The following is a 16713-nucleotide window of genomic DNA, read 5'->3' as shown; positions in this document are numbered from 1 at the left end:
ATAAATCCCCTCACCCGAAGGTGAGGGGCCTCAGTGATTATGCGTATTCTTCTTGATTATCTACAGGGAGCGTAACTTCATTAACGGTGAAAGCCTCAATTGCACCATTATTATGCCCTACAGAACTCGCTGAAGGGGAATCATTAATATCATCTTCCGTTTTTCCTCTTGCGTTCATTGCATTCACAATATCAGCAGAAGACTGATCAACGGAGAATGTTTTCTCCTTGATGAGGTAATCATCGTCCTTATCAAGGAATTTCACATCCATAGTATATTCACCATCTTCTAAAGATAATGGAACTTCGAATATTGCTTTGTGGTTAATTATCGGCAGAGTAAATTCTTCTCCTTCGAACATGACACTCACGTTAACAATATTTTCTGGCACAGAGATTTCAAAAGAAGGTGTCTGGCTAATCGAACGTTCTGTTTCATCTCCGGCGTCAGCATTTAACAATGTAATGTTATATGCCTCCTCCGCTGCTGTGCTTTCTTCAGCCGCAGGCATCCCGGTACGAGCATGTGTATCACTTTCAGCATTCTTCGTTTCGGGCTCAGATTGTATAACGTCCGTTAGTGTGTCGGTATCACTATGGCCGCTTAACGCATTCGTCGCTACTGTTACCGTTGAATCAACCGTTACCGTCAGCGAGGCAGAATGCTTTTTATTCCCGGCATCATCTACCACCGTTACGCTCAATGTGTATGTGCCATCATTCCATGCGACCGGCGGCGTGAAGGTCCAGCCATCCGCACTCTGCGTTGCCTGGTAGGTGTCTGTCCCTCCACTATGCGCCACATTTATGGTCACCCCGGTCACATCAGCATCAATATGCTGCAACGTGAACTTAGGCTGGGTATGATTCGTCACGTTATCGCTGTCTGAAGCGCCATTGTCTTCACCTGCCGCCAGCGCAATCTCCGGCACCGTCAGCGTACTGTCGATCGTGACGGTAATCGGTAATGAGTTTTTCTTATTACCTGCGGCGTCACTCGCAATGACCGATATGGTATAGGAACCGTCGGCTAGCGCGGTACCTGGCGTAAAGAACCAAACGCCATCAGCGCGTTGTTCAGCATTATATAAGGTCCCATTGATATCGACCTGAACAGTGACCACATCGCTTTCCAGGTTCCCGATAATAAAGGTGGGTTGATTATCTTGCGTAATATTATCGCCTACTATATTACCATCCGAGTCTACCGCTAATGAAATAACAGGCACGTCTTTCATTATATCGAGAGAAAGTACATCGCTCTTGTTACCCATCGCATCCACGCTCGTAATGGTGAACTTCCCTTCCGATGGGTACGGTATTGCCGTACTCCAGTTACCATTATCAGGAACCGTGAGCGTATAAGTATTTCCCTCGCTATCGGTTATTATTAGCTGTGATTTGGCTTCCGCCGTTCCCTGCATAATAATCAGATCGTTAACTATGTCTGAATACGTTACGACAGGCGCACTCGGCGGCGTTCGATCAATAAATATTTCATGTACCTCTTCCTTACGGTTGCCTGCGTTATCCTCAATACTCAAAGTGATATCGTATTTCCCTTCCGGAAGCTTATCGGTCGATAATTCCCACTGCCCATTAGCTGCAACGACAGCGGTTGCCAGCGTGACCCCTGCCACTATTAATGATACCGTAGCGCCAATTTCACCCATACCTCTCATGGTAATAAGAGCGCTATTACTCCACCAGTCCGTTTTCGACAACGACTTATTGTCATCAAGCTCGCTGGTAAACTCCTGGATCATCGTATCAACCCAAATGGAATAGTTTTCCTGATTTACGTTACCGCCACGGTCCGTAGATTTGACATTTATATCCAGAAGACCTTGCGAGAGATAAACGGGATTGACAGGCATCTGCCATTTTCCTGTATTGTCAACCCAAATCTTCCCTACATCTAGTCCATTAATAGTTAACTCTATTAAACTATCGGGCTCAGCACTCCCACTAAACATCAGGTTATGTGTTGTATCTGTTATATATATCTTCCCATCACTGGCGGTCATTTCGGCTAACGTTTGGCCATCGATAGAATCAATCAGGACAGGCGTTGTATTAGTAGTATCTACCGTAAAGCTTAGGGGTTTCGATGTGGCTGTGTTGCCCGCTTTATCAGTGATAACGTAATGAATACTATGGGTACCATCACCCAAAGGAATCGCAGGTTGATAAACCTGGTTTCTGTCCGTCACGGTTACCGTATCGACGAGCTTCCCATCAATGTAGATTTGGACACTCTGATTAAACTCACCGTTGATACTAAACTTAGGCCGGGTTTGACTTGTGATACCGTCGTTAATGAACATGCCATTATCAGACCCGGGAGCCAGTGCAGGCGGATCAATGTATGTGCTGGTATCTATCGTAACGATTAAGCGAGGCGATTCTGCCGTATTACCCGCAAGGTCCTCGGCAACCACGCGAATAGAATATTCCCCGTCTTTTAAGGCATTATCAAACTGATAGGACCAGGTTCCATCCTCAAGCACAACAACATTTGCCACAATCTTTTCATCCACATAAATATGGATTGTTGCTCCCGCTTCTGCGGTACCAGTTAACACTGGCTTGTTATGATTAGTGATCAGATCGTCATGTGAACCTGAGTTGCTCAACTCATCAAGGTTGAGCGTTGGGAAGGCAGTTGATGAATCGACATCCACGCTATAATTCTTACTGACTTCAGTGTTTCCGGCAACGTCAGTAATGCTGAAATGAATATTAAACGTACCGTCATCTTGTAGCAGTATTGGCGCACTCCACGAGCCATCAGCCTCCACCATAACAACGTTGACTAATTTACCATCGACAAAAATGCTGACCTGTGAACCAGCCTCCCCTACGCCGGAGACTGACAGCGCCCGGTTATTAGAGATAGCTGGTAATGTATTTTCATCAATGTCAAAGACTGCGATTTGAGAATCAATTGTCACGGTTGTAACCGCAGATTCAACCCGGTTGCCAGCGATATCTGTAGCAACAAATTGCACCTGATACTCGCCGTCAGCACTATTTGCCGGCATGGTATAGCTAATATTACCTGATGAGTTTGCCTCAACCGTGCCTTGTAACACGCCATTAATATAAACCTGTACCGTTGCGCCGGGGTCGGTCATAGCAACCAGCACCGGAGACTTATTATTGGTAATCAGATCATATTTATCACCGCTGTTCGTATCCCGGCTTAATGAAATATCGCTGATTTCAATCTGTGTATCATGTTCGATCAGGATTTCTTTTTGTTGGCTGTTACCTGCTTTATCTTCCGATATAACGACAAAGGCGTTGCTACCTTCACGCAGATCGACTTCCGCGCTCCATCGACCATCATTTCCTACCACCAGGGTAGCAATAACCACGCCCTGCGGATTGCGGATGGTTAATGTACTTCCTGCTTCGGCAGTACCCTCAAGAGTGACATGAGATTTTTTGGTGATCCAGTCGCCAATTTTGCCACTGTCATCTATTTCACGTAATTCCACTGTCATCGGAGCAATGACCGTATCCAGTATGATGTGCTGCGGGCCAAACTCTTTAGTATTTCCGGCAACATCTTCAACCCTAAAGGTTAATACATAATTACCGTCATTACCCAAAGCGGGTAATACAACCCCCCAGTGACCTGTTCCTGTGGTATAAGCAATCGCTTTTTCAACGCCATTCACAAGGATAATAACCTTACTGTTTGGCTCACTGGTGCCGCCAATCTCTGGCGTCACCGTGTTAATGTATCCGCCCTCATGCATGCCGGATACATTCCATACCAGTTCAGCAACCTGAGTATCAATGGTGACATCAACGGCCGTGGAACGCAGTTCGCTATGATCGCGAGGATTGATGATACCGACCTGAACGACATACTGGCCGTCATTCATTTCCGGCAGCTGGAAGGTATATCGACCGGCAGTATCCGCTGTCGCCTCGCCGACCTTCAGACCATCAACATAAATACTCACAATCGTATTAGGTAATGTGTTCCCTATCAGAGTCGGCGTTTTATTACTGGTCGTAAAGTCTCCTAAAGGCCCGGTATCACTTTCATCACTGAGCTTTATCGTTGGAGGTGTTACGTCAATAACGGGGATGACAACAGCAAAGTCGACCTGCGAGGATTCATTACCCGCTTTATCTTTGGCAACAATACTCACCACATAGGAGCCAGGGGCTAATACCGACGGCGGTGTCCAGCTCCAGTCGCCATTCGCATTTGCGTTCGCTGAGCCAACAACTTTGCCATCCCACTTAATCATAATCGTCGAAAACGCTTCAGCGATACCTTTAAACTCAGGACGCAAGCTGGTCGCTTCATGCTGATCATCGACGGACGGATCTGAAAGACGAATGGTCGGATCGGTCGTGACGGTATCGATAGTGAATTTTTCCTGCGTTTGCGCAGTATTTCCCGCCACATCTGTCGCCGTAACGTTAATCGTATATGTACCATCCGCCAGTAGAGACGGTGTAATACTCCAGTTGCCATCAGGGCCAACTGTAACCGTTTGTTTTAGAACCACATTAGACGCATCGTCAACAATGGTAATCTCCAGTTTCGCATTTGGCTCCGCAGTGCCTTCGAATTTGGGGTTTTGCTTATTAGTCAGATTATCACTATTAGAGCTTCCGGTATCAGATGCAGGCTCCATTCTTACAGTGACACTTGTCGTGGTATCAATGGTAAAGGGTAATTTCGTTTCCGAAGTATTTCCTGCAATATCTTTGAAGACAACGGCAGCTTCATATACACCATCTTTTAACGCAACGGGAACCTGAAATTCCCAGAGGTTATTGCCATTTGCCGTAACCGGATAAGAAATGCCATTAATTCTGATAATAACGGTATCAATATCAGCAGGGACATTGCCAATGACGAAACGTGGTTTAGTGACATTGGTAATATTATCAACAGAGCTTTCGCCGGAATCATCCGCATCCAGTAAGTTAATACTGGGATCAGAAATAATAGTATCTATTGTGAATGAGACTTCTTTGTTAACCTTATTGCCTGCGATATCTTCAGCAACAATTTCTATTTTGTAAGTTCCATCCACTAAGGGAGTGTCAGGGGTAAATAGCCATTTATTACCCGCTCCCTGAGTCAACGTGCTGGATTTCCCATTCAAAATTACCGTCACACTTTGCAGCGGCTCTCCGGCCGAAATCTCAAAGCGTGGGGAAGTAATATTGGTGATACCGTCTGCAGTATCCTTTCCGGCGTCATCCAGCATAACGACGCTAAGTCCGTTAATCTGCGTATCTACGGTGAAATCCAGCGTGGAATTTGCCGTGTTTCCTGCTCGATCCGTCGCCTGGACATGGAGTGTATAATGACCATCAGACAGTTCGCTACCAGCAGTAAATTCCCACTGTCCGGCCGCGTTTTTACTGATGGGCGTCCAGTTTACGCCATCGAAAGAAACCTGAACTATCGTCACATCAGCAGGCGTTTCAATTTCAAAAGAAGGACGTTTAGCATTGGTGACATTATCATGATCGTTGATGCCACTATCTGTCGTTAACGTCACGTTATCAATCTGAACCTGTGTGTCGATTTCAATCTGTAGCTCGGCCGATGTTTTGGTATTACCGGCAATATCCGTTACGGTAACAGAGATCGTATGCTGGCCATCGGATAGCGGTTTATCTGGCGTAAAGGTTAACTTTCCTCCGGTGTTTTCAATGGTGTAATCCCGGCCATCAATGCGAACTACAATGTGTGAGACATCATTATCCACATCACCGATAATAAATACCGGCTTGTTAATTCTGGTGAGATTATCATTAGTATCATCGCCAGTATCATGACCAGGATCGAGTACAATTGTCGGTACTCGCAGAGTCGTATCTACCGTAAACTGCAGCGTTTCTTGCGCAACGTTCCCGGCGATATCAACAACGTCAACCACCAGAGAATGCTGACCATCCGGTAATGCTGAACTGGTATTAAATATCCAGCGGCCATCCCCTCCTTTTGTAAGTTCAATCCAATTAGCCGCGTTATCGACTTTAACACGCACCTGGACAATGTCATCAGCGGTAACAATACTAAACTGCGGTTTATTGATGTTAGTAATATTATCTACCGTGCTGTCGCCGCTATCTGTCACCAACGTTACGCTTTTAATTTCAGCCGTCGTATCAATCACAACAGGTAATGGTTTCGATGTTGCAATATTCCCGGCCTTATCTTCAACGGTAACAGTAATATTATAAGCGCCATCAGGAATTGCATTGCCTGGCGTAAACGCCCAACCAGACCCAACCTTAGTCGCGTTATAATTATGACCATCAATTGTCACCACGACTTTGATAACATCCGGATCAACATTACCAATCGCAAAGGTAGGACGTGAAATATTGGTGATATTATCGGAGGTATTCGCGCCGGTATCTTGTCCTGCCTCTAAAGCGATAGTCGGCACCTGTATAGTCGTATCGATATTAAATACTAAATCTTTATTCGCAATATTCCCTGCCTCATCCGTGGCCTCTACGCGAAGGGTATATGTACCGTCAACCAGGGTATTCGTGCTTTCAAAAATCCACTGTCCGTCGGCATTTTTGCGTATCGGACTCCAGCTAGTGCCCCCATCCAGAGTGACGCGTACCTGAACGACATCCGCAGGAACTTCAATTCTGAATGACGGTTTGGCAACATTCGTTAATTGGTCATTCTGCACACCGGTGTCATTAAGCAATACGATATTGTTAACAGTCGTCGTGGTATCAATACGCACCTCTAACGGTGCGGATTCTTTTACGTTCCCCGCCCGATCTTCCACCACAACGGCTAACTGATATGAGCCATCAGCCCAGCTCGCAGAAGGGGTAAAGCGCCATTGACCATTGCTGAATACCGCCGCTTCCTCATGCGTTTTACCGTTGTAAGTGACCTTAACCATCACGCGCGTAACGTCAGAATCAATCTGGTGTATATCGAACACAGGCCGATCGTGGTTAGTGAGGCGATCGCCGACAGTACTGCTGTCTTCGCCAGGTGCCAGTTCAATCGTCGGTGTCGTCAATGTGCCGTCAATCGTCACCGTTAAAGGCGCAGAGGTCTGCTGGTTGCCCGCTGCATCTGTTACCGTCACGGTTAATTTGTAGCTACCGTCCTCCAAAGCGGAGTCCGGTCGATAGCGCCAGCCATCGGCGGATTCGGTAAGCACCACCGTTTTAAACGTGCCGTTATGCTCAATACTCAATTCCACGTGTCGAACATCTTTATCGATATGGCCCAACACAAATACCGGCTGAGTAACGCTGGTCAGGTTATCATTCTTACTCTGTCCGGTATCCTGATCCGGCGCTAACTCAATGGTTGGTGTCGACAGCGTGATGTCGATGGTGAAAGTGAGCGTTTGTCTTATTGTATTGCCCGCAGCATCGGTCGCTTCCACTGTCAGGACATGCTCTCCCTCAGGCACATCCGTCGGCCAGGTGTAATCCCAGATGCCAGCCGTCGAACTCTTAATGGCAGCAACCCAGGTCGTGCCGCCGTCAATGCTCAGGCGTACTTCGTTGACATCCTCAGGTACCGAGATCTGGAACTGCGGACGCACATGTTTCGTCAGGTTGATATCAGGGGCGCCGCTATCGTTGACCAATTCAATATGATTAATGGCAACTTGCGTATCCACCGTCACTGTCAGTGGCGTGGATGGACGCGTATTTCCCGCCCGATCTTCTGCTGTTACCGTCAACGTATAATTACCATCGCCCCACGGTGTTAACGGCGTAAAGTACCATCCACCGGCTCCCTGCGTCGCGGCAAAGGTGCTTGTCGTCCCGTTATGCGTAACACTCACTGTGACTTTGACAACATCTGAATCGATATTTTGCAGAACAAACGTCGGCTGGGTCTTTTTGGTCATCCCATCACCAGGCGTACCGGTATCATCCATGCCATCCAGCGCAATAGTCGGCGTCGACAATTTGGTATCGATAGTAAATTCAAGTGTTTGGGTAGCCGTATTGCCCGCGGTGTCTTTGACCATCACGGTCAGGATATGTTTCCCATCGCCGATCTCCGTAGGCCAGGTATAGCCCCAGACACCTTTGATGCCTTGCACCGCGTTAACCCAGTTTGTGCCACCATCAATGCTCAATTGCACAGAGTTCACATCCACCGGCACCTTGATCTCAAACTGTGGGCGGGTGCTGTTGGTCAGATTGTCATCAGGCTCGCCATTATCATTGACCAATGTAATATCAGTAATACTGGTTTGCGTGTCCACTGTCACCACCAGTGGCGTGGACTGGCGGATATTCCCTGCGTTGTCTTTGACTTCTACCGTAAGCGTATAGCTACCGTCCGCCCAGTCTGCATCAGGCGTAAAGCGCCACTGGCCTCCAACCTGCGTCAGTTTCACTTCCTGGCTATTGCTGCCCTGGGTGATCCGCAAAACAACCGATTTCGCATCGGCGTCAATATTGCCAATGGTAAAGGCTGGTGTTTTGACACTCGTAATATGATCGCCAGTGATGCCTGTATCATCCCTGCCATCCATCGTGATGGTCGGCGTTGACAGCTGGGTATCGATGGTAAATTCGAGCGTCTGCGTCGTCTTATTTCCCGCCGCATCGACCGCCTCCACCACCAGGGTGTGTAACCCGTCGGTTACATCTTCCGGCCAGGTGTAATCCCAGATCCCTGCTTTGACCTGCATAGCGGGAACCCACGTCTTACCGCCGTCGATACTCAGACGTACCTCATTGACATCTCCCGGCACCGTGACACGGAACTGCGGCCGAACTTCATTGGTCAGGTTATCGCCTGGAGTACCGTTGTCATTAACCAGTTCAATATTATCAATGCTGATATGGGTATCGACTGTCACCGTCAGCGGCGCGGAGTATTTTACGTTCTCCGCGTTATCTTCCACCCTCACCGTCAGCGTATAACTGCCGTCTGCCCATGTTCCGGTCGGTATAACGCTCCAGACGCCGTTCGTGCCTTTGGTGGCCGTCAGCACTTCTTTCGTGCTGCCATGCTGCACCTCAACCGTGACATACCGCGCGTCTGCGTCAATATTGCCCAGTAAAAACGTCGGCTTATTTACGTTGGTCAGGTTATCGCCTTTTGTTCCACTGTCATTCGTGTCATCCAGGGTGATAGTCGGTTCTGACAGCGTGGTATCAATGGTGAAATCGAGCGTCTGCGTCGTCTTATTTCCTGCCGCATCGGTCGCTTCCACCGTCAGGGTGTGTTTCCCCTCGCTCACATCACTCAGCCAGGTGTAATCCCAGACGCCTTTCGTCGCGCTCTGGGTGGCCTTCACCCAGGTCGTGCCACCGTCAATGCTCAGGCGTACTTCGTTGACATCCGTGGGGACCTTCACCTGGAAGTGTGGACGCACATCATTAGTCAGATTATCGTTGGTAATACCGCTGTCATTGATCAGTTCAATATTATTGATGGAGATTTGCGTGTCCACCGTCACCGTCAGCGACGCCGATTGACTGGTGTTACCAGCCACATCTTCGACGGATACGGTCAGAGTGTAATCACCATCCGCCCATGCCCCTGTCGGCGTAAAGGTCCATCCACCCGCGCCTTTCGTGGCGTCAAATGTAGTGGAGACACCACCATGCTCCACGCTGATCTTCACGCTGACGGCGTCTTTATCAATATGCTGCAGGGTAAATGTCGGCTGGGTGTGATTGGTTATGTTATCGCCCTTGTCACCGGTGTCATCCACATCATCCAGTACGATAACCGGCGTCGACAACGTGGTATCAATCGTGAAGTCGAGCTTCTTTGTTACCGTATTACCCGCGTTGTCAGTCGCTTTCACCTCCAGCGTGTAGTCGCCATCCGGCACAATGTCTGGCCACGTATAACTCCACACCCCCTGCGTCGTGCTCTGTGTCGCCTTAACCCAGGTCGTGCCGCCGTCAATGCTCAGACTGACTTCTTTAACGTCCACCGGCACCGTAACGCGGAACTGCGGATGGGCGTCGTTAGTCATATTGTCGCCCTTGACGCCATTGTCATTGACCAGCTCTACATTATTAATGGCAACATGGGTATCGACTGTCACCGTCAGCGGCGCGGAGTATTTTACGTTCTCCGCGTTATCTTCCACCCTCACCGTCAGCGTATAACTGCCGTCTGCCCATGTTCCGGTCGGTATAACGCTCCAGACGCCGTTCGTGCCTTTGGTGGCCGTCAGCACTTCTTTCGTGCTGCCATGCTGCACCTCAACCGTGACATACCGCGCGTCTGCGTCAATATTGCCCAGTAAAAACGTCGGCCTATTTACGTTGGTCAGGTTATCGCCTTTTGTTTCACTGTCATCCGTGTCATCCAGGGTGATAGTCGGTTCTGACAGTTTGGTATCAATGGTGAAATCGAGCGTCTGCGTCGTCTTATTTCCTGCCGCATCGGTCGCTTCCACCGTCAGGGTGTGTGTCCCCTCGCTCACATCTCTCAGCCAGGTGTAATCCCAGACGCCTTTCGTCGCGCTCTGGGTGGCCTTCACCCAGGTCGTGCCGCCGTCAATGCTCAGGCGTACTTCGTTGACATCCGTGGGGACCTTCACCTGGAAGTGTGGACGCACGTCATTGGTCAGATTATCGTCAGGAATACCGCTGTCATTGATCAGTTCAATGTTATCAATGGCGATTTGGGTATCGATGGTGACTGTCAACGGCGCTGAGTGGCTAATATTTCCCGCTTCGTCTTTTACTATTACCGTCAGGGTATAGTCGCCATCGGTCCATGCGGCACCCGGCGTAAAACGCCACTGACCGCCGCTCTGCGTCAGCTCCACCTCCTCGCTGCCACCATCGTGCGCAATCTGTACGATAACCTGAATCACATCAGCATCAACACCGCCGATAATAAAGCCCGGCGTTTTAACGTTAGTCGTATTATCGTTACCAGTACCCGTATCATCCATGGCATCCAGAGCGATAGTCGGTATCGACAGCGTGTTATCGATGGTAAAATTCAGCGTATCTGTCGCCGTATTGCCTGCGATATCGGTCGCTTTCACCGTCAGCGTATACGTTCCTTCGACCAGATCCGTCGGCCAGACATATTCCCAAACGCCACCGGCAGTTAGCGTTGCGTTAACCCAATTGGCGCCGCCATCAATACTGAGTTGAACAGAGTTCACATCCTTCGGAACGGCGATATGAAACTGTGGACGCAATTCATTGGTCAGGTTACTGCCAGCGAGACTTGTGTCGTTCATAAGTTCAATACGATCAATGGCCGTTTGCGTATCGATAGTGACTGTCAACGGGGCAGAATAGTTTATATTCCCCGCCTTATCTTCCACCTTCACCGTCAGCGTATAGTCGCCATCGACCCATGCTGTACCCGGCGTAAAGCGCCACTGTCCGCCGGTCTGAATCAGATCTACCTGTTGACTCTTACCATTGTGCGTCACCGTTACCGACACGCTGGCCACGTCGGCGTCAATATTGCCGAGAGTAAAGCCTGGCGTTTTAACATTGGTGATATTATCGCCAGCAGCACTATCATCCAGGCTATCCAGCGTGATCGTCGGTTCTGATAGTGTGGTATCGATGGTGAAATCAAGCCTCTCAGTCGCCTTGTTTCCCGCCGCATCGGTCGCTTCCACTATCAGGGTGTGTTTCCCCTCCCCCACATCGCTCAGCCAGGTGTAATCCCACACGCCCGGCGTCGCGCTTTGGGTTGCCTTCACCCAAGTCTTGCCGCCGTCAATGCTCAGGCGTACTTCGTTGACATCCGTCGGGACCTTCACCTGGAAGTGTGGACGCACGTCTTTAGTCAGATTATCGTTGGGATTACTGGTGTCATTGACCAGTTCAACACTGTTGATGGCGATTTGTGTGTCCACCGTCACTGTCAACGGCGCGGACTCCTTCACATTACCGGCTCTGTCTTCCACTTTCACCGTCAGGATATAGTCACCGTCCATCCAGTTGCTGGTTGGTGTAAAGTGCCACTTTCCGCCGGACTGAGTCAGCGGTATCTCCTGTTTACTGCCATTGTGCATGACCTCCACCACTACCCGGCGAGCATCGGTATCAATGTTGCGAAGCGTAAATCCCGGTGTTTTAACGTGGGTGATGTTATCGCCTTTTGTTCCACTGTCATCCGTGTCATCCAGGGTGATAGTCGGTTCTGACAGCGTGGTATCAATGGTGAAATCGAGCGTCTGCGTCGTCTTATTGCCCGCCACATCGGTCGCCTCTACTGTCAGAGTGTAGGAACCATCAGCCATATCATCCGGCCAGATATATTCCCAAGCCCCGGTTGACTTCAGCACTGCTGTTACCCATGTATTGCCGTCATCAATGCTCAGGCGTACCTGGTTGACATCCGTCGGGACCTTCACCTGGAAGTGTGGACGCACTTCATTGGTCAGATTATCGTTGGGGATTCCTCTGTCATTGAGCATTTCAATGCGATCAATGGCGATTTGCGTGTCTACCGTCACCGTCAGCGGCGCAGATTGGCTGGTGTTGCCAGCTGCATCTTCGACCGACACACTTAGGGTATAATCACCATCCGTCCATGCCCCTGTCGGCGTAAAGGTCCATCCGCCCGCACCTTTCGTGGCGTAAAATGTGGTGGAGACACCGCCATGCTCCACGCTGACCTTCACGCTGACCGCGTCTTCATCAATATGCTGTAGGGTAAATGTCGGCTGGGTGCGATTGGTCATGTTATCGCCCTTATCGCCAGTGTCATCCATGTCATCCAGTACGATAACCGGCGTCGACAACGTGGTATCAATCGTGAAGGGGAGCGTCTCCGTTACCGTATTACCCGCGTTGTCAGTCGCTTTCACTGCCAGCGTGTAGTCGCCATCCGGCACGGTGGTTGGCCACGTATAATTCCACACCCCCGGCGTCGCGCTCTGTGTCGCCTTAACCCAGGTCACGCCACCGTCAATGCTCAGACTGACTTCTTTAACGTCCGTCGGCACCGTAACACGGAACTGCGGATGGGCGTCGTTAGTCATATTGTCGCCCTTGACGCCGTTGTCGTTGACCAGCTCTACATTATTAATGGCAATATGGGTATCGACCGTCACCGTCAGCGGCGCTGAATGACTGATATTCCCGGCCTTATCTTTAACTTCCACAGTCAACGTGTAACTGCCATCCGCCCAGGCATCCCCTGGTGTAAATATCCAGTTGCCATTACTGTGGGAGAGTTCGATATTTTGTGTCACGCCATTATGCAATACCTGCACGATGACCCGATGCGCATCCACATCAACGCCGTTAATAACGAAGACGGGTTTATTGATATTGGTCAGATCATCGCCTTTAAGCCCTGTATCATCCCGGGGAAGCAACGAAATAACCGGTGTGGATATAGTATTATCAATAGTGAAATCAAATACTGCGCTGCTCGCTTTATTACCTGCAATATCTTCAACCTTGACATATACCTGATGCTTACCTTCGGTTAAATCTGAAGTAAAAGTATAGGCCCAGGTTCCGTCAGGTTGTTGCGTAGCGACGCCTATCTGCTTATTAGATACCGCATCCCATACCTGAACACTGGCGACGTCTGGATCAATATCTTTAAGATGCAGAGTGGGTTTAACGACGTTCGTCAAATTGTCATTTGAAATTCCCGAGTCTGAATCCGGACTCAGTGAAATTACCGGTACTGAGATAGTAGTATCTACGCTAATTGAAAACGGATCTGAGTGCGCTACGTTGCCAGCGACGTCTTCAACTGTGGCAGTAATTTTATAATCGCCATCAATCAGCCCCTGGTCGAGTTTCAGGGTATATCCCCAGACGCCATCTTTATTTGTTTTAACTTCAGCGAACAGTACACCGTCAATATATAATTTAACGGTTGAATAGGGTGCAGCCGTACCTGTCAGCGCAGGGCTCTTTTCATTAATAATATGGTCAGTGTTATCAATTCCCGTATCGTTGACCAACTCTATTGTGGGTTTTTGCGTTTGTGTAATAATCTGAAAATTATAAGCTGATGACGAGGCAATATTACCGGCAACATCCTCTACCTTTACCGTTACGTTATGCGAACCATCGGGTAAAATGGTGGTAGACTGGAAATTCCATACACCATCATCACCTGCAATAGCCTCGCCGCTTAAGACGCCGTCGATATAGATAGACACCTTAGCATTAGCTTCAGCTATCCCGGTGAACAACGGTGTATTAATCTTAGTAATCATATCGCCTATAACGCCAGAGTCGGCGCTATCATGCAACATGACAGTCGGAATGGGTGTAAAGCTATCAATGGTAAGCTGATAATCTACGGAAGCCGTTCTTCCTAAAGGATCGATAGCTTCAACCGTAATTTTATAAACATTGTCAGACAGATTGCGAGAAATATCAAAAGTCCAGTTACCATCTGCATCTGCCGTTGTCACACCAATCGTTTTACCATCAATCAGGATATTGACAGTAGCAAACTTATCTGCGGTACCAAGTAATGTAAGGGCATTATATTGATTAGTAATCCAGTCACCTTTCACACCAGAATCATCACTGTCTTCCAGTTCAGCTTTTGGAAGCACAACATCGGTTTGAATAGTAAAAGAATATTTAACAGAGGGGGATTTATTACCGGCAGCATCCTGAGAGACAATTTCAATATCATACGCCCCCTGGAGGAGTTTTTTATCGAACTGATAATTCCAGGTACCGTTTGAATCAACTTCGATACTGTCATAAAGTTTACCATCTCGCATTAATAAGATGGTGGATTTGGGTTCTGCCGTACCGACTAATGTCGGCAAGTCATTTCCTGATAAAATGATACCATTCGGCAATACAACAAAGTCATCTAAAGAAATCGTCGGAACAACAGGGGCGACAGTATCTATTATATAACTAAAAGAAAAATCCTTTTTGTTACCAGCGACATCTTCCACTGTAAAAATGAGATTATTAATACCTTCAACGGAGTCTGAAGCAAAATCGAATTTCCATTCACCCTGGTCATTCGCTTTAAAACTAATCTCTTCACCCGTGTCGATATTTCTGACGCTAATAACAGCATTTGGCTCGGTTTTACCCGTAAAGGTTGGACGAACGTTATTAGTGACATTATCGCCAACAATACCACTGTCATCAGCTGCATCAATCGCAGCACTGAAATAGCTGATACGAGTGTCAATCGTAAATGGCAAAGTCGTCGTCTCAGAGGTATGCCCGGCGATGTCGGTGGCGGTTGCGGTTAAGTTATATTCGCCATCTTTCAGCGGTGTGGTAAGCGTATAGCTCCATGAGCCATCTTTAGCAACAATCACATCTCCCAGATGTTTGAGCCCAAGATAGAGAGAGACTGTAGAACCGGGCTCCGCCACACCGATAAATGTCGGTAAGGTACTGTTCGTAATACCGTCATCTTTAACACCGGAATCACTGCTATCATCCAGCTCAAGCGTTGGTTTTTCCGGAGGAATAGTATCAGTTATAATACTGTCTGCCGTTTCATTTTTATTACCTGCTTTATCAACGGCAACAACTTTAATACTATTTTCGCCTTCTGTTAACTCATTATCTTTAAACTCATAGCTCCACTTTCCGTCATTATCGACATCAACGCTGGCAACCAGTTTATTACCGACATAAATGTCGACTTTAGCATTCTCTTCCGCTGTACCCACAATTGAAGGCGTCAGAGTCGGCGTTAAGCCTTTATGACCTGGAATACTACTTTCAGGAGCAAGTTCAAAGGTTGGTTTATCGGTAACAGAATCGATAGTAAACACAAGTTTCGTACTACCGCTGGCATCTGCAGTCGCCGCCTCAGCCTCCAGGTTATACGTCCCGTCAGTCAATTCCTCAGACACCGTGAAGGTAAAGTTGCCCAAACCATCAGCGACAGCCTGGCCAACAGAAATACCATTCATTTTAATAATGACCGTCGCATTGGGGGCGGTACTGCCAACAAACTGTGGTTTAGTAAAATTAGTTATACTATCGTCTTTACTACCGCTATTACTCTCACCAGCAAGCGTCAATGTGACTTTAAGTTTCTCTTTGACAGGTTCAGCCTCGAACTGATTTTCCTCATTTTTACTGCTATTGCTTTTTCCTGTGCCAGTGTTTTTATTAACAGGTTGAGGAGTAACTTTTTCTGCATCGTCCTGTTTAAGCGCCTGCGCTGCTTTAGTCTGCGTATTTTGTTGAGCAGCATCACTTTGTTGAGCCAGATTGTCTTTTGCTACATTATCAGCCAAAAAGTTCTGCAACATCTCTTCTATTTGCTTTGAAGCGTTCTGGACTTCAAACGCCTCATTGAGTGCTTTTTCTGCAGCATCTTTCGCTTTCTCTGCATCTTCCTTCGCTTTGTCCGCTTCTTTCTTAGCATTTTCAGCTTCGTCAAGCTGCTTTTTTAATTCCTCGTCTTCCTTTTTATTACGTTGCTTGCCGTTACCTTTTTTTTCTACCTGGGCAGTGTCAACCAGCGAACTGTCAATTCTTTCCAGTTGAATATCTTTTAAATCTACGCTGCCCAGGATTTTAGAGCCAGTGATAGTTTTATCTTTAAATTTAACAGCGAGATTATTACCTTTAATACTTGAATAAAGCGCACCGTTAACAATGATCACAGTACCACGTGAAGTGGTAATGTTCATGTCTGGCCCGGAAAGAGAAACCTTAGCGCCTTTGGCATTACCCAAAGAAGACAGATCAATTACAGAGTTTTGATCGGCAAAAAATTTTTGTACGTTTTTATTTCCCATAATAC

General features: G+C 47.9%; 1 protein-coding gene. It reads right to left on the bottom strand.

What is annotated here, in order from left to right:
* Positions 1-37: 37 nt before the first annotated feature.
* Positions 38-16708, bottom strand: a complete 16671-nt coding sequence (siiE, locus tag SBG_RS19405) for a non-fimbrial adhesin SiiE (RefSeq protein WP_000527115.1) — start codon at positions 16706-16708, stop codon at positions 38-40.
* Positions 16709-16713: the final 5 nt, after the last annotated feature.

It is taken from the genome of Salmonella bongori NCTC 12419 (genome assembly GCF_000252995.1).
GTDB lineage: Bacteria > Pseudomonadota > Gammaproteobacteria > Enterobacterales > Enterobacteriaceae > Salmonella > Salmonella bongori.
The sequence above is the reverse complement of the archived record's forward strand: the minus strand, read 5'-3'. Positions and strand labels throughout refer to the sequence as shown.